Source organism: Cloacibacillus porcorum (assembly GCF_001701045.1).
GTDB lineage: Bacteria > Synergistota > Synergistia > Synergistales > Synergistaceae > Cloacibacillus > Cloacibacillus porcorum.
The window spans coordinates 254,616-270,553 of sequence record NZ_CP016757.1 but is presented as its reverse complement, the minus strand read 5'-3'; the positions used below and the strand labels follow the sequence as shown (position 1 = coordinate 270,553).

Genomic DNA, 15,938 nt, shown 5'->3' with positions numbered 1-15,938 from the left:
GGCCGCTATTCGGCGGCCTCTTTTTCGAATATACCGGCCACCTCTTTGAGGCCGTCGATTATCTTTATATGCTGAGGGCAGGCCTGTTCACACTGTCCGCACGATACGCACTCGGAGGCCTTGCGGCGCGTCTTGGTGATATTCGCGTAATAGACGCCCTGTGTGGAGAATATCCCCGCCTTCGACTGTTTCTCGGCATTGTAGAGCGCGAAGTATTCCGGTATCGGGATGTCCATCGGACAGCCCTCGACACAGTAACGGCAGGCGGTGCACGGTATCGCCTTGGATTCGGCGATGGCCCTCTTCGCACCGTCAAGTATCGCCTCTTCCTCGCGCGAGAGCGGCTTGAAGTCCTCCATATAGCCGACATTGTCGAGAAGCTGCGCCATATCGGACATGCCGCTAAGCACCACCATGACGCCCTCCAGCCCCGCCGCGAAGCGCACCGCCCAGGAGGCGGCGGACATCTCGGGGGCGCAGCCCTTAAAGATCGCCTCCACATTCTCCGGTATCTCCGCGAGCGCGCCGCCCTTTACGGGCTCCATCACGACGACGGGCTTTCCGTGCCTGCGGGCAGTCTCATAACATTTACGCGACTGGATGCTCTCGTTGTCCCAATCGAGATAGTTAAGCTGAAGCTGGACGAATTCCGTCTCGGGATGCTCCGTGAGCACGCGCTCCAGCAGCTCGGCGTCGTCGTGGTAAGAGAAGCCGATATGCTTTATCAGCCCCTGCTCCTTCTTTTCCTTTATAAAGTCGAAGCTGTCGAACCGCTTCACCTTATCGTAATTCTGGACGTTGATATTGTGCAGAAGATAGTAGTCGAAATAGTCCACGCCGCACTTTTCAAGCTGTTCGCCGAATATCCGCTCCTGGTCCTCCTCCTTCTCGAGGGCCATCAGCGGCATCTTCGTCGCCACCGTGAAGGCTTCGCGCGGATGGCGCTCCACAAGCACCTCACGCAGCGCCGCCTCGCTCGTATAGTCGTGGTACATATAGGCGGTGTCGAAATAGGTGAAGCCCCTCTCGAGGAAGACATCCACCATCTTCTTCAGCAGCTCTTTGTCGATGCTCCTAACGTCGTCCTTATCGGTCAGCGGAAGGCGCATGAATCCAAAGCCCAGTTTTTTCATCTTTTATCCGTTCCTTCCATAAAAATGTCCATTATATAGTACCACCGCCGGGCGCCGTATTGTCAACCGCGGCGCTCCGGCTGCGCGGCCTATTTAAGTATCCCGATCTCCCTGAGCCAGTTCTCGATATCACGCTGTGCGTCTTTCACACTGCCGCCGCGGATCGCCGTCGGGTCGAGGATATCCGACTTCGGGCAGAGCCGTTTCAGGTCGCCGCCGCTGCGGCCGACGCCGCTTCCCTCGTGCGTCACCAGCTCCGCGACCCTCTTGCCGGAGAGGTCGTTCGCCTCAAGCAGCGTCATCACGGGAGTCGGCATCGTTCCCCACCAGTTAGGATGGGCGACGATGACCGTGTCGTAGGAGCCGAGGTTTGGCAGTTTCGAGACCTTAAGCGCGGGGCGCGCGTTGTCGTTCAGCTCCCGCTTCGCCTGTTCCGTCGTCGCGCGGTACTCCTTCGGATAGGCGTTCACCGTCTCGATCTCAAAGATATCGCCGCCAGTCAGCTGGCGTATCTGATTCGCCGCCTCGCGTGTGTTGCCGCTCCAAGAGAAGCAGACGATCAAAGGCTTTCTGCCTGCGAGCGCGGAGGCCGCCTCGCCGTAAGCCACAAAACCAAAGAGCACCGCCATCGTCAAAGCCATTGTAAATGCAGTCTTCATGATATTTCCTCCTGAAATTTTATATTATTAGACAAACTCTCTTCCAAGCGGGAACAGAATAGCCCTTTGAGCCGGCTCTAAGTCAAGCCGCTTTTTTATAAAAATTTTTGAAAGCGTGTTGGACAGTTTTGATTGGCGTATGTAAAACCCCGCCCCCATATCCAGTAAAAAGAGGAGCCTCACGGGAGGGCGGGGGATTCTAAAAATGGTTCCGAGGGAACCGCTTATTTCAGCCTGTTATATTCTGCCTCCGCCACCGGCTCAAGCCACTCAGCGGGCCCAGCCTGACAGTTCGTTTCGACCGAAAGGTGGGAAAACCAGCTGTCGCGCGCCGCGCCGTGCCAGTGCTTCACATTCGCGGGGATGGTCACTACGTCCCCCGCGCGCAGCGCGCGCGCCTCTTTCCCCCATTCGCAGTACCAGCCGCGCCCGCCAGTGACCAGCAGTACCTGCCCGCCGGGGTGACGGTGCCAGTTGTTGCGGCATCCGGGCTCGAACGTCACATTGCCGATAGGGCAGTTGAACTCGCTGTCGCCGGGCACCAGCATCTCCAGATAGGCCTGCCCGATAAAATTCTTCGCAAATACCTCCGGCAGAGGCCCTCCTTTGGGAAATACCGCGCCGCCGCCGAGACCGCCGTTCTCTTCCTTTATCATCTTTTCCGACATCTCTGACGCCTCCGATCCTTCGATATTCCTACTTATACGACGCCGCGTATATCGCCACGCAGTCCTCTATGCTGAGCGGTTCCCTGTCGCACCGGAAGAGGAAGCCCATAGTATCCATCGCGTTATGCGCGAGCTTCTCAAAATCCTCCGGCTTGATGCCGTAGTCGGACATTTTAAGCTCCGCCACGCCGCACTCCTCCTGCAGCTTCACCAGCGCCTTAATGAAATCCATCGGCTCGGAGGCCTCCGCCATCCCCATCGCCCTTGCCATGCGGATAAAGCGCTCGTCGCAGACGTGCCTGTTGATGAAGTGCGTGTAATAGGCCCGGCTTATCATAATCAGCCCCGCGCCGTGCGGCAGCTCCTGATGATAGGCCGACATCGCGTGTTCCAGCGAGTGCTCGCTCGCGCAGCTGCCGACGCACATCACAAAGCCGGAGGCGTAATTTCCGAAGGCGACGTGCTCGCGCGCCTCGAGATCTTTGCCGTCGCGCACGGCGCGCGTCAGATAGCGGCTCACATTCTCGATCGCCGCGAGCGCGAACATATCGCTCATGAGATTCGCCGTTCCCGCGATATAGGCCTCCACGCTGTGAAAGAGTGCGTCAAATCCCTGGTAGGCGGTGAACTTCGGCGGCACGGAGACCATCAGCTCCGGGTCGACGATAGCCAATACGGGGAAGAGCGCATCATCGAGGATTGCGCTCTTTTCGTGCATCTCCTCGTTCGTGATGACGCCGCCAGAGTCCGTCTCGGAACCGGTGCCGGCGGTCGTCGTGACGGCCACGATCGGCAGAGGCCGGTTCACAAGCGGACGGCCCAGACCGCTGCCGGAGTGGATATAATCCCAGAGGTCGCCCTCGTTCACCGCCATCGCGGCGATACCCTTCGAGGCGTCCATCGGGCTGCCGCCGCCGAGCGCGACGATAAAATCACAGCCGTTCTCACGCGCCGCCGCCGCGCCCGCCATCACGGTCGAACGCAGCGGATTCGGCTCCACCCTGTCAAAGAGCGCCCATTCCACGCCCGCGAGCTTCAGCTCGTTCTCCAGCCGCGCGAGATAGCCGTTGGCCTTCGTCGACTTTCCGTTTGAGATGACGATCAGCGCCTTCCTGCCGGGCAGCCTCTGTTCATGCAGTTTGTTCAGCATCCCCGCTCCGAAAAGCGTCTTTGTCGGTACATACATTGTAAAACTCATCTTTATATCCTCCGTTTTGCGAAAAATCATTTCTTTTACCTTATACACTATAGACTAGCACTTAGAGCTGACTCCAGGTCAATGGGAAAAGACATAAACTTTTGAATTTTTTACACCGTTTCTCCCGTAAATATCTCCGCGGGCATTAGCCCGCCGTTTCATTAAGAAACCGCTGCAAGGGTAAGTCTATCTTTTAGAGTGGACTCAAAGTCAAGCCCCCGGCCTAAACATTTGAGGCGTATTTTTATGTGGAAGGAAGGAAGAAAATGCCGCTTCTGCGTTTTGTGCAAGTCGGCCAGTATCTGCGTTAGGTAATAAAAAGAGGCCAGTCAATAGACTAGCCTCATGAGGGTTTCTTTAAGAATGGTGCCGGAAAAGCAGCGAGCCAAAACGCCGTCCATGCGTTTTGTGCGAGTCGCTTTGTATTTGCGCTGGGTAATAAAAAAAGAGGCCAGTCAACTGACTAGCCTCATGAGGGTTTCTTTAAGAATGGTGCCGGATGGCCAGAGAGCCAAAATCTTCGATTTTGTGCGAGTCGGCCAGTATCTGCGTTAGGTAATAAAAAAGAGGCCGGTCAAATGACCTGCCTCATGAGGGTTTCTTTAAGAATGGTGCCGGAAAAGCAGCGAGCCAAAACGCCGTCCATGCGTTTTGTGCGAGTCGCTTTGTATTTGCGCCGGGTAACAAAAAAGAGGCCAGTCAATAGACTAGCCTCATGAGGGTTTCTTTAAGAATGGTGCCGGATGGCCAGAGAGCCAAAATCTTCGATTTTGTGCGAGTCGGCCAGTATCTGCGTTAGGTAATAAAAAAGAGGCCGGTCAAATGACCTGCCTCATGAGGGTTTCTTTAAGAATGGTGCCGGAAAAGCAGCGAGCCAAAACGCCGTCCATGCGTTTTGTGCGAGTCGCTTTGTATTTGCGCCGGGTAACAAAAAAGAGGCCAGTCAATAGACTAGCCTCATGAGGGTTTCTTTAAGAATGGTGCCGGAGACGAGAATTGAACTCGTACGGGTTGCCCCACACGCCCCTCAAACGTGCGTGTCTACCATTTCCACCACCCCGGCGCTCAACGTGGGAAAGTATATAAAAAAATCACTGTTTAGTCAAGCCTTTTCACAAAAATTCATGGTTTTATTTTCACCCGGGCGTTGCCATCATATTACGTCTAATCCAACATTTCTCCCAGTTACCGGCAAAACGGCCCATCTTTTTATGTTATAATGGCGTGATTACCAATGAAGGGATGTTTTTATCATTAACTCGTCAGCATTAAAAGAAGAACAGCACAGGCGCATGGGCAGCGAGCCGATACCGCGGCTTATACTGAGTTTTGCGCTGCCGGCCATCATCGGCATGATAGCCGGCGCTATTTATAATATAGTTGACCGTATCTTTGTCGGGCGCTACGTCGGTTCGGTGGGGCTTGCCGCGATCACGGTGAGTTTTCCGATGATGATGATGCTGATGGCCTTCACGCTGCTCATCTGTGTCGGCGGCGCCTCCAGGGTCTCGATCCTCTTCGGCGCGAACAAACGGCGTCCCGCGGAACAGGCGCTGACAACGACGTTTGTCCTGCTGGCGATCGTAGGCGCCGCCTCCATCGCCGCGAGCTTTTTCGCGACAGACACAATGCTGCGCCTCGCAGGAGGCTCAGGAGAGGTGCTAGAAATGGCGCGCCCCTATCTGCGGATCATCCTGCTCGGAGCGCCCTTCGCGCTCTTCGGCTTCGGCGCAAATTTCCTCGTGCGCGCCAGTGGAAACCCAAAGTACGCCATGTGCACGCAGATAGTCGGCGCGGTGAGCAACGTCCTTTTCGACGCCTTTTTCATCATCACGCTCAATATGGGCGTCGAGGGAGCCGCCTACGGCACCGTGCTCGCGCAGGCCGTCTCCGCGATATTCGGACTCTCCTTCTTCTGGCGCAGGGAGGCCCCGCTGCGTATCCGCGCGCACTTTATCGGGCTGCCGCGCTGGGAGGTCTTTAAGAGAATCTGCGCCGTCGGCAGCGCGCCATTTTTCATGGAGCTCTCTTTTGTCTGCTATATGACGCTGATGAACCAGCTTATAATAAAGTATGGCGGCGATGACGGGCTCTCGGCGATGGGAATATTCCTCAGCCTCGATTCGCTGCTCTTTCTGCCAGCGATGGCCATCGGCGAGGCCTCGCAGCCGATCGTCGGCTATAATTACGGCGCCGGCATGCCGCAGCGCGTCACTAAGGCGATCTACTGCGCCCTCGGTATGGCGGTCGGGTTTTATATAATCAGCTTTACGCTCGCGGAGATATTCGCGGAACCATTGACACGCCTCTTTACGAACGATCCGGCGCTGCTTGCGATCGGCGTCCCCGGGATGCGCGTCGGCTATGTCGGACTTCCCTTTATGGGAGTGACGATCGTCACCAACTCAGCGCTCCAGGGGCTGGGCAAGGGCTTTGCCTCGCTCGCCCTCTCCTTCTGCCGCCATGTGCTCTGTATGTTCATCCCGCTGATCATGCTGCCGCGTATCTTTGGGCTGCTGGGAGTCTGGATGTCCTTCCCCTGCGGCGATATCGGCGGATGTGTGATATCAGCCGGCTTTCTTATCTGGATAATACGCTGGCTAAAAAGCCCTGAGGCGCTGGTGGTAAAATAGGCGAAGGCTAGATAACGACAATCTCTCCGGGCAGGGCGGACAGCAGTTCCGCCTCGCTTTCCGTTGACAGGTACGAGAGACAGGAGGTAATTTTCGCGCCGTCAGGCAGGGTAACTGCGGGATGAATGTTAAAGCGCATGCCCGGCCGGATCGTTATCCTCTCGTCGCCGCTGATCCGCGGCGGCTCCCAGGCGTCCAACCCCTGAGAGTGGCCGATGCAGGGTGAAGGGCCGTCCTCTTTATGACAATAGCCGTATTCCACCAGTACATTCTGCGCGGCATCGGCAAGCCACGAGACGGGAACGCCGGGCCTTATAGCGTCAGCTGCCGCCTTCTGCGCCGCCGTTACAGCTCTGTAGGCTTCGACGTATTCGTCTTTAGGCCTGCCGAAGGAGACCAGCTGGGTGATCTCGCTGAAATAGCCGCCGCGGCATGAATGTTCAAGCACGACATAGTGATAGTCCCCAGGCCGCCAGCGGCGGGGACGCGCCCTCGAAGCGGCGAGGAAGCCGGGGGCAGGAACTTTTGCGGATGAGGTCATCCAGTAAAGGTCTTCCGCGCCGCTCTGCAGCGCATAGTAAGAGGCGTCGCTGACCGCGTCCAGTTCGCTGCCGCCCGCTGCGATATTCCCAAGATACCGCTCGAGGACAGATTCATTTAATTTTACCGCCTCTTTGATGAGGGCTGTCTCCGCCGGGCTCTTAAGCATCCTCATCCGGTCAAGCACGGCGGCGAAGTCTTTTGTTTTGATATTACCAAGGCGACTCTGGAAAGAGAGACAGAACGACGCTGATATTCCCCTGCCCCAGGCGGTACCGGCGGTTTTACAGCCGATATCGTTCAGGAAAGATACCACACAGGCGGCGGGGGCCGCGGCATATTCGCCCTCTGGTATGAGCCTCGCCTCGTCAACGACACCGAAGGCTTTCGCATAATCGGCCCCGCAGCCGTCATGCGTAAAGAGCACGACCGGCCCCCGGCGGGGGATCACAAGGTATTCCTCAAAGACCGGAAGGTAATAATTTATCAGATAACGGAATATCCCCCTCGTATCTATCTGCGCTGAGGCGCCGACGCAGAGGGCGTCCACGTCCATCTCCGCCATCGTGTAGCGCAGATATTCCTGCCGCTGCCGGATCTCCTCTTTTGTTATATGCATGGCCTACAGCTTCATCCCCATCAGCGCCGGCAGGAAGGTTATCAGCCACGGCATGTAGGTGATCAGCAGCAGGCAGACAAAACCCGCGATGAGAAAGGGCCACACCTTGGCGACGAGGGATTTCATCGTGACGTCGGCGATATTGCAGGCGACAAAAAGGTTCGAGCCGACGGGCGGCGTCACCTGACCAAGGGCAAAGTTCGCCGTCGCGATGACGCCGAAGGCGATCGGAGAATAGTTCATCTCCTTAATGATCGGCAGCAGTATTGGCAGCAGCAGATAAAAACCGGAGGCTGAATCGACAAAGCAGCCCGCGATAACGAAGATGACCGTGATAATAAAGAGCATTACGTTCCGGTCGCTGGTCAGCGAGAGCAGAAGGTCCGTAAGCTCCTTCGTCACCCCGGAGGTGGTAAGTATCCACGTAAAGGCTCCCGCGCAGCCCATGATGAACATGATTATCGCCGAGGAGACGAAGGAATCAACCATGACGGCCCACAGCTCTTTTACCTTTATCTCCCGGTAGACGCAGACTCCCACAAAGAGGCCGTAGGCCACCGCTACGCCGGCGGCCTCGGTCGGCGTGAAGATGCCGCCGTAGATACCGCCAAGGATTATCACCGGCATCAAAAGCGCCCAGACGGCGCTCCTAAACGCCTGCCAGCGCGTATGGAGGCTGCATTTTTCCTGTAGGATGAGGTTTTTGTCCTTACGCAGATAGAGCAGCGCCGCGGCGACGAAGAATAGGCCGAAGAGCAGCCCCGGGACGATACCTGCCATGAACATCGTACCAACAGAGACCTCGGCGAGCATTGCGTAGATGATGAAGGGGATGCTCGGCGGGATTATCATGCCAATACCACCGGAGGAGGCGACCAGCGCCGTCGCGAAATTTTTATCATATCCCTGCTTGGACATCGCGGGAATAAGAACGCCTCCGATGGCGGCGACGGTCGCCGGCCCCGAACCGGAAATGGCCGCGAAGAAGCAGGCGACGATCACCGTGACGACCGCCAGGCCTCCCCGGCGATGCCCCACGCAGGCATTTGCCAGATTGATCAGCCTCTTTGATATCCCTGCGTGGTCCATTATCACCCCCGCGAGGATGAAAAAGGGAATCGCCAGCATCGTGTACTTGGCGATCGCCGCATAGAAGACTGTGGGAAAGACCGATATCTTATATCCCATCTGCACGATGCCGGCAAAGGCCGCCAGCCCCATAGAGGCGGCCACCGGCACTCTCAGGATAAGAAGGGAAAAGAATACACCTATCAGTATCAAGCCAGTCATTATGTCATATCTCCTCTCTTTCGCCCGCCATCAGCGTCCGGATCTCTTCGCATCCCGACGCGGCCGCGCTCAGCAACGCCGCCGCCGCGCCCAGCGGGACGGCCCATCCCATCACGGCGACCGGTATCTTCATCCCCGGCAGTATCTGATTGTATTTGAGCTGATTCATCACCATGCCGTAGCCGGTCTTCGCGATAAGAAACATCAGAAGCATCGAGGCGCACATCGAGATAACGACGATTATTATCTGGAACTTTCCCGGGATATTGTCTGATAAGATCGTAAGAAGCGTATGCGCCCGTCGTCTATAAGCGTACGAGATTCCAAACATGCTCACCCATACGAAGAGCAGGACCACAAGCTCCTCCGTATATGAAAAGGGCGTGGTCGGCAAAAGGTAGCGGCAGACCACATTTGCGAAGTTCATAAAGACCATCAGCAGGCCGCCGGCCACCATGATTATCTCTTCAAATTTACTTAACAGGAATTCTATCTTTTTCATATGCTTCTATCGCCCCCATATCATATAAATAGAGGGCGGCGCTCAGCCGTAAGGCAGAGGCCGCCCCACTTGAACGGACTAGAATTTATAGCCGAACTGCTTGAATATCTCTTCGCCAAATTCCTTCTTGTAGTCCTTGTATATCGGGGCTACCGCCTTTTTGAAAGCCTGGAGCCCTTCGGGGGAGAGTTCGCTTACAACCTTCACCTTATACTCGCCAAGGCGTTTACGAAGCTGCAGGTCCTTTTCTCGCGTGACCTTGACCTGATACGCCATCGCCTCCGTGGCGGCCTCCTGGAATATCTTCTTTTCCTCCGCGGAGAGCCGCTCCCAAAGCTCCGTGCTCACGGAGAAATAGATCGGGTCGTAGGAATAATTCCAGAGCGAGATAAATTTGACCACCTCGAGCGTATTCTGAGTAAACAGCAGGTCGATCGTATTTTCGCAGGCGTCTATCGTACCCTGCTGCAGCGAGGTATAAACCTCCGACTGGTTCATCGTTATGGGATCGGCCCCGATATATTTGAGCAGGTTGACATGCACGTTGCTTCCCGGCACGCGAATCTTGAGCCCCTTCATGTCGGCCGGCTTTTGGATGGGATTGCGGTTATTGACCACCTGACGGTAGCCGTTCTCACCGATCGCGAGACAGACGACACCCACTTCGTTGATGACCTTTTTCATGGCCTTTCCGCCCTCGCCCCGCATCGCCGCGTCGACATCCTTATAGGTTGGCAGCAGCCAGGGGAAACAGGGCAGGATGCTCTTCTTCGCTATCGCGGACCAGACGAGGGCGTCCTGCATATGGATATCGGTAACACCGGTCTGCAGCAGTTCTATTCCCGCCACCTGATTTCCGCCGGAGAGCTCGTCGCTTGGGTATATCTTAATATCATATTTTGCCGAGGTCTTTTCCTTTATTATGCTCGCAAATTTTTCTGCGCCCTGGTGCCAGGTGCTGCTCCTGGGCGTTGCGTGGCTTAATTTAAGCTCGATACTCTTCGCCGCCGCATAAGACGGCGCCCCCAGCAGCGACAGCGTCAGCGAGACGACCGCGATTTTGGCCAATAATTTTTTCATGATTTTCCCTCCGCAGAATGTGATATGAATATGCCAATATTATATCCGCTATCGCGTATAAATCAACGCTATAACATATCATATGTACGCTTATTTATATTGATTCTTTCGTTATGACTGTTTAATGTCTATTACATGGCTAAATCATTTGCAGTGTTATTGCGGGAATATAGGGGAGACAGGTCGCAGGCTAAGGTATCGGAGATTTTGGATATATCTCCCGCGTACTATAGCGAGCTGGAGCGCGGCAAAAAGGAGCCGTCCTATCGGATATTGATCCAGATCGTGGAGCGTTCGGGACGGGGATTGGCCTATTGGCTTGACGCGGAGGCTCTGTCGGCCCCCGAAGATGCGGCGCGCCTCTCCTCCGGTACGGCATCCGATGAAAAGATGCGTCCTCTGACGGTCCCGGAGATCACGACGATGCTGGGAAGGGTCTGGTACAGTATCGACAGCGCCTCCGCGTTCTCCGGCGCCGACCGCGAGATAATCGCCGACATGCTGGATGCGTGCCGACGGTCACTTGACAGGTCCGGCAAAGAAAATATTTAATATACGCACAAAACGGCTGGGAGGCCGACCCAAGATAGGACACAGCCTCCCAGCCGATCATTTATGCAAATCTATTCCCGCTGCGAGGCGAATATTTCAGATATACATAAACCTCAATCTTTATCAATGACCGGCGTCATGATCCTTTTTGCCGGCGTACCGACATAGGTGCCGCCCGGCCCGAGCTTTTTTACGACGGAGCTGCCCATGCCGACCGTCACGTCGTCAAGTATCGTCGTGTAGGGACGCACCATGGAACCCAGCCCCAGGAATACGCCGTTGCCCAGCGTGACGCTGTCCGCAATGGCGCTCTTCGGCGCCATGTGACAGAAGTCGCCGATCCTGCTGTCATGGCCGATAAAGCAGCCGGAGTTGATGATGCTCTGTTTGCCGATCACTGCGTCGGATTCGATGATACATCCGGCGAAGACAACCGTCCCCTCTCCCAGACGTACCGAGCTGTGGACGATCCCCATCGGATGAACGAATACCGGCCAGCAGGCCTCCCTGAACCGTTCGCGTATCCTGCGGCGGACCACATTCGAGCCGATCGCGATGACGGCCATCGTATCCGGCGTGTCGGGCATCTCCGACACCGGGCCTATGATGGGAAGACACCAGAGCGTCCTTCCCCACAGCTCCGGGTTATCGTCGTAGATACCCGCGCACTCCACGCCGCAGGCTTCGAGCGTCGAGAGCACTACTTTTGCGTGGTCTCCGGCACCGATAAGAAAAACCTTATCTTTCTTCTCCATCATTACCACCCTTTCTTTCATTTATGTATATATCTATGATATATTTATTGTATCCTAATTCTTTATAAAGTAAAATAAAAACCACGGAATCCAGTCGTATCATGATATAATCTGTATATCATACCAGACTTGCGCTTCCACTATTTTTGCGGAGCCATCGGAGGGGTCTCTTTGCGTCGACTCATTGTAAAACTTATACTGCGCCTTTTCTTCCGGGTAAAGGTAAAGGGCTGGGAGAACTGGGAAAATGCTGGTGAGGGCGTTCTCATCGCGCCAAATTACGTTTCGTTCATCGATCCGCTGATTCTTGCCGCTTTTTTGCCGGAGAAGGTCCCGTTCGCCATTGAGCGGCGTTTGACGAAAAAACGCTTCGCGGGGCTATTTCTGCCGATAGCCGACACTCATATACTGGACGCGGACGCTCCGCTCTCGCTCAAATATTTCCTTAACCTGTTGAAAAACGGCGGACGCTGCGTCATCTTTCCCGAACTGCAGCCCACCACCATCGGCAACCCGATGAAGGTTTCACAGGGGGTCGCGATGATCGCCGACCACACCAAGGCAAAGATCCTGCCGATACATATCAAGGGAACGGAGCGTACGCCCTTCTCACGCATCCAGCACAAACGCGGGGTACGCTTCTTCTCCGAGGTGACGATAACCGTTTTTCCCGTTCAGAATCTCAATATCCCCGAGGGACTGACGGGGTCCAAGCGTAACGCCGCCGCCGGACGGGCGCTGGAGCGCATCATGGACGAGGCATCACTCGCGGCACGCCGGAAGCGGAAGCCCTTCTGGGACATCCTGCTCGACGCTCGCCGGGAATTCGGCGGCAACGTGCGGATATTCAGCGACGCCGGAGCCAAGCCCGTCACCTACAACGGCTTTATTACGCGCATCCTCCTGATAGAGGAGGCGCTGCGCCGGCAGAACCTTGAGGGCGACAATATCGGCGTACTGCTGCCGACCTCGCTCGGCGGCGTCATTTCGATGTACGCGCTGCAAAAAATCGGCAAGGTGCCGGCTATGCTGAACTTCTCCCTCGGGCCCCGCTCACTTGTCAACTGCTGCCGTACCGCCAGCATCAGGACGGTCGTTTCGTCGCGCAGGTTTATCGAACTCGGAAAATTAGAGGCGCTCTCACAGGCGATAGAGGAGGCCGGTATCCGCATATTCTGGCTCGAAGACGCGGCACAGCTGATCACGACCGGCAAAAAACTCTCCGCCGCGCTGCGCACCTTCTTCCTGCGATCAAACCTCGTAAGCCCCGAGGCGGAGGAAAAACCGGCGGTGGTCCTCTTCACCTCCGGCTCAGAGGGAGCGCCCAAGGGCGTGGTCCTCAGCTATAAAAACCTCAACACAAACCACGCGCAGATGTTCACGCGCGTCGACTTCTACCGTTCGGACCGCGTCCTCAACGCGATGCCGATCTTCCACTCCTTCGGGCTCTGCGGCGTATTCATGCCCGTATCGCTGGGCTTCTTCGTCTATCTCTATCCGTCGCCGCTGCACTATAAGACGATCGCCGCCATCTGTTACGACGAGCGCATAACGCTGCTCTTCGCCACGGATACCTTCCTCGCCGGCTACGCGAAGGCCGCGAGCGACAACTATGACTTCGCGACGATGCGCCTTCTCGTACAGGGCGGGGAAAAGCTCAGAGCTTCGACCCAGCAGACCTGGTTCGAGCGCTTCAACGTCAGGATCACCGAGGGCTATGGCGTCACAGAGGCCTCGCCGGTCGTCGCGAACAATTACTACGCGCATCATAAGACCGGCACCGTCGGGACGATCGTCGCAGGGCTGCAGTACCGCCTCGAACCTGTCGACGGAGTACATGACGGAGGCCGCCTCTGGCTGAAGGGCGACAATATCATGCTCGGTTATTTGAGAATCTCAAACCCCGGCGTTCTGGAACCGCCCAAGGATGGCTGGTATGACACCGGCGACATCGTTCACATCGACGACGAAGGGTACGTGACAATCCTCGGGCGTGCAAAGCGCTTCGCTAAGATCGGCGGAGAGATGATCTCGCTCGCCGCCGTCGAAGAGGCGATCTATGAGATATGGCCCGAGGAGCAGCACGCCGTCACGATGATGCACGGCGCGAACCGCGAGACGCTGACGGCGGTGACGACAATGACCGACATGAAGCGCGACGACCTGCGTCAGAAACTTTCCGACCTCGGCATGGCGGAGATCGCGATACCCAAGAAGCTAATCCACATGGAGACGATCCCCCTGCTCGGCAACGGCAAGACAAGCTATGTCGAACTCGACGAAATGCTCAAGAGCATGAGCGCCGAGGAGTAACATGGCTCTGATAAGACAGGATGAAAAACCTGAAATAACCGCGAATTTGCGTGGAGGAAGCGGAGAGGCGAGGATATTCGCCTCTCCGCTTATTTCCTCCTGTGGTCCACTGACGTTCGCCTCCCGAATCGAGCTCGCACCTGGTGCCAGCATCGGGCTGCACCGCCATGAGGACGACGAAGAGGTCTACGCGGTCGTATCGGGAGAGGGTCTTTACATTTATGACGGCGGCGAATGTCCCGCCCACGCAGGAGATATCTTTACAACAAAAAAGGGAATGTCCCACGCACTGAAAAACTGCGGTGGCGTGCCGCTCATATTTTTCGCAGTGGTGGCAAAATGATTGTATAGTTTTGCTACTCTTTATTTAAGATATTTTTATTTCTTATTTTTTCAAATATATCCGATCTTTTACCGATGAAATTTCTTGCAGCTGAACAAAATTTATTTAATTGGTTATTGACACTTTTTTCTATAGTACTATCATTGCATAGATAAATTATTTTTGTACTGGAGGAACTTTTAAAAATGGTAAAGAAATTGGCTCTGGTATTATCTATCGCTCTAATGGCAACGGCTCTGTTTACCTCATCAGGATTTGCTTCGACTACGATCAAGATCGGTCATGTCCTTAATACCGATCACTCCTGGCATAGGAACCTTACAGGGTTTGCAAACGAAGTGAAGAAGGAGACTGATGGACGTGTCGTTATCCAGCTCTACCCAAGCGGACAGCTCGGCAATGAGAAGGACATGGTGGAGGGACTCACATTCGGTACGGTAGACGGCGGACTTATAGGCGGTGGATCTTTCCAGTCGATCGACCCGAAGTTTGGCATCGAGGCTCTTCCATACGCCTGGCCGACACACGAGGCCGCCTATAAGGCATTCGACGGCAAGCTCGGTAAATACCTATTCGATCTCCTAGGCCAGAAAGGAATCGTTGGCCTTGCTTGGTGGGAAAATGGCTTCCGACACATAACGAACAATAAAAAACCCATCGTGAAACCTGAAGACCTCAAGGGACTCAAGATCCGCGTCACCCCAGACAAGATGCGCCTCGACACCTTTAAGCTTCTCGGCGCCGCTCCGATGGCGATAAACTTTGGAGAGCTCTATTCAGCGCTGCAGCAGGGGGTCGTGGATGGACAGGAGAACCCCTACGCGATAATCTACTCCAACGCCTTCAACGAAGTACAGAAATATCTTTCAAAATCGGGCCATATCTGGGGGTCGGCGGTGCTGTGCGTAAACAGCGACGTCTGGAACAAGCTGTCCGCGAAGGATAAGGAAACCGTCAAGAAGCTCGCGCAGAAATGGTGCGTCGCACAGCGCAAGGAGACTATAAAGGAAGAGAACGAGTTCCTCGGCAAGCTCAAGGCAAAGGGCATGGAGATCAACGATGTCGATAAGCCAGCTTTCCAGAAGGCGGTACAGCCGGTATGGAAAAGCTACGAGAGCACCTTCGGCAAAGAGCTGATGGATATGGTGCGTGAATACGGGAAATAGGCCTATGTCTCAAAAGAATAATGATTTTCTCAAGAGGGCGTACCGCCCTCTTGAGCTTTTACTTATATTGTCGGTGATCGTCGTCTTCACAGTGGTGCTCGTGGAGGTCGTCTCGCGCTATATCTTCCACCAGTCGATCGCCTGGGGCGCGGAGGTCTGCCAAACACTGCTGGTGTGGATGACATTTATCGGCGCGGCAGTGGCGTTGGTGGGCGGCGAGCACATGGAGATCAACGTAGCTATGGATAGGGTAGGGTCTCCCATGATAAAAAAAATCCTCCTGTTTCTGGGCAATCTTGCCATACTGCTCTTTCTCGCCTGCGGCATAATCGGCGGTGTGCGCCTTGTACAGAGGACCTGGAGCATGACGACAACGACGCTGCAGATCCCCGCGGGGATACTCTACATGGCCTTTCCTATCGGCTGCTTGCTGATGATGATCGTTGTCCTGCGCAATATAGTCCGGCTCTTCGGCAGGGAGGGGTAA

The 15,938-nt window shown here is 55.5% G+C and carries 15 protein-coding genes and 1 tRNA gene; 6 read left to right on the top strand and 10 right to left on the bottom strand.

The window, feature by feature from the left end:
- Window positions 1-5 precede the first annotated feature (5 nt).
- From BED41_RS01190 to BED41_RS01165, 5 genes are all read right to left on the bottom strand, one after another.
- Window positions 6-1,133, bottom strand: coding sequence for an aldo/keto reductase (locus BED41_RS01190; protein ID WP_066742025.1), 1,128 nt, complete (start codon window positions 1,131-1,133; stop codon window positions 6-8).
- Window positions 1,134-1,222: 89 nt separating this feature from the next.
- Window positions 1,223-1,792, bottom strand: a complete 570-nt coding sequence (locus BED41_RS01185) for a flavodoxin (RefSeq protein WP_066742022.1) — start codon at window positions 1,790-1,792, stop codon at window positions 1,223-1,225.
- Between the two features lie 224 nt (window positions 1,793-2,016).
- Window positions 2,017-2,460 carry a cupin domain-containing protein gene (locus BED41_RS01180; RefSeq protein WP_084002171.1) on the bottom strand — a complete coding sequence of 148 codons (444 nt, stop codon included), beginning with the start codon at window positions 2,458-2,460 and terminating at the stop codon, window positions 2,017-2,019.
- Between the two features lie 28 nt (window positions 2,461-2,488).
- Window positions 2,489-3,658, bottom strand: coding sequence for an iron-containing alcohol dehydrogenase (locus tag BED41_RS01175; protein ID WP_066748754.1), 1,170 nt, complete (start codon window positions 3,656-3,658; stop codon window positions 2,489-2,491).
- 978 nt (window positions 3,659-4,636) lie between these two features.
- Window positions 4,637-4,721, bottom strand: a tRNA-Leu gene (locus BED41_RS01165).
- Window positions 4,722-4,950: 229 nt separating this feature from the next.
- Here BED41_RS01165 and BED41_RS01160 point away from each other — a divergent pair.
- Complete coding sequence (locus BED41_RS01160; protein WP_066742016.1) at window positions 4,951-6,291, top strand: MATE family efflux transporter; 1,341 nt, start codon at window positions 4,951-4,953, stop codon at window positions 6,289-6,291.
- Between the two features lie 7 nt (window positions 6,292-6,298).
- On the opposite strand, the gene BED41_RS01155 is transcribed toward BED41_RS01160, so the two are convergent.
- The 4 genes from BED41_RS01155 to BED41_RS01140 all read right to left on the bottom strand — a co-directional run bounded on the left by BED41_RS01155 (window position 6,299) and on the right by BED41_RS01140 (window position 10,322).
- A complete protein-coding gene (locus BED41_RS01155; protein WP_066742013.1) occupies window positions 6,299-7,450 on the bottom strand; it encodes a M24 family metallopeptidase in 1,152 nt (383 codons plus the stop codon).
- Between the two features lie 3 nt (window positions 7,451-7,453).
- Window positions 7,454-8,740: a TRAP transporter large permease gene (locus BED41_RS01150; RefSeq protein WP_066742010.1), complete on the bottom strand. Its 1,287-nt coding sequence runs from the start codon at window positions 8,738-8,740 to the stop codon at window positions 7,454-7,456.
- Between the two features lie 4 nt (window positions 8,741-8,744).
- Complete coding sequence (locus BED41_RS01145) at window positions 8,745-9,242, bottom strand: TRAP transporter small permease (RefSeq protein WP_066742007.1); 498 nt, start codon at window positions 9,240-9,242, stop codon at window positions 8,745-8,747.
- 78 nt (window positions 9,243-9,320) lie between these two features.
- On the bottom strand, window positions 9,321-10,322 hold the full coding sequence (locus tag BED41_RS01140; protein ID WP_066742003.1) for a DctP family TRAP transporter solute-binding subunit: 1,002 nt from the start codon (window positions 10,320-10,322) through the stop codon (window positions 9,321-9,323).
- A gap of 135 nt (window positions 10,323-10,457) precedes the next feature.
- Between BED41_RS01140 and BED41_RS01135 the strand changes: the two genes are divergently transcribed.
- Window positions 10,458-10,874 (top strand): helix-turn-helix transcriptional regulator, encoded by a 417-nt coding sequence (locus BED41_RS01135; protein ID WP_084002170.1) that lies wholly within the window; start codon window positions 10,458-10,460, stop codon window positions 10,872-10,874.
- Window positions 10,875-10,987: 113 nt separating this feature from the next.
- Here the strand turns inward: BED41_RS01135 and BED41_RS01130 are convergent, their stop codons facing one another.
- Entirely contained in the window at window positions 10,988-11,632 is a 645-nt protein-coding gene (locus tag BED41_RS01130; protein ID WP_229712360.1) for a NeuD/PglB/VioB family sugar acetyltransferase, read from the bottom strand.
- Window positions 11,633-11,800: 168 nt separating this feature from the next.
- On the opposite strand from BED41_RS01130, the gene BED41_RS01125 reads away from it, so the two are divergent.
- The 4 genes from BED41_RS01125 (at window position 11,801) to BED41_RS01110 (ending at window position 15,938) form a co-directional block, all read left to right on the top strand.
- Window positions 11,801-13,942 carry an AMP-binding protein gene (locus tag BED41_RS01125; RefSeq protein ID WP_066741996.1) on the top strand — a complete coding sequence of 714 codons (2,142 nt, stop codon included), beginning with the start codon at window positions 11,801-11,803 and terminating at the stop codon, window positions 13,940-13,942.
- Between the two features lies 1 nt (window position 13,943).
- Entirely contained in the window at window positions 13,944-14,285 is a 342-nt protein-coding gene (locus BED41_RS01120) for a cupin domain-containing protein (RefSeq protein WP_066741994.1), read from the top strand.
- Window positions 14,286-14,470: 185 nt separating this feature from the next.
- Window positions 14,471-15,451 carry a TRAP transporter substrate-binding protein gene (locus BED41_RS01115; protein WP_084002168.1) on the top strand — a complete coding sequence of 327 codons (981 nt, stop codon included), beginning with the start codon at window positions 14,471-14,473 and terminating at the stop codon, window positions 15,449-15,451.
- A gap of 4 nt (window positions 15,452-15,455) precedes the next feature.
- Window positions 15,456-15,938 (top strand): TRAP transporter small permease, encoded by a 483-nt coding sequence (locus BED41_RS01110; protein WP_084002167.1) that lies wholly within the window; start codon window positions 15,456-15,458, stop codon window positions 15,936-15,938.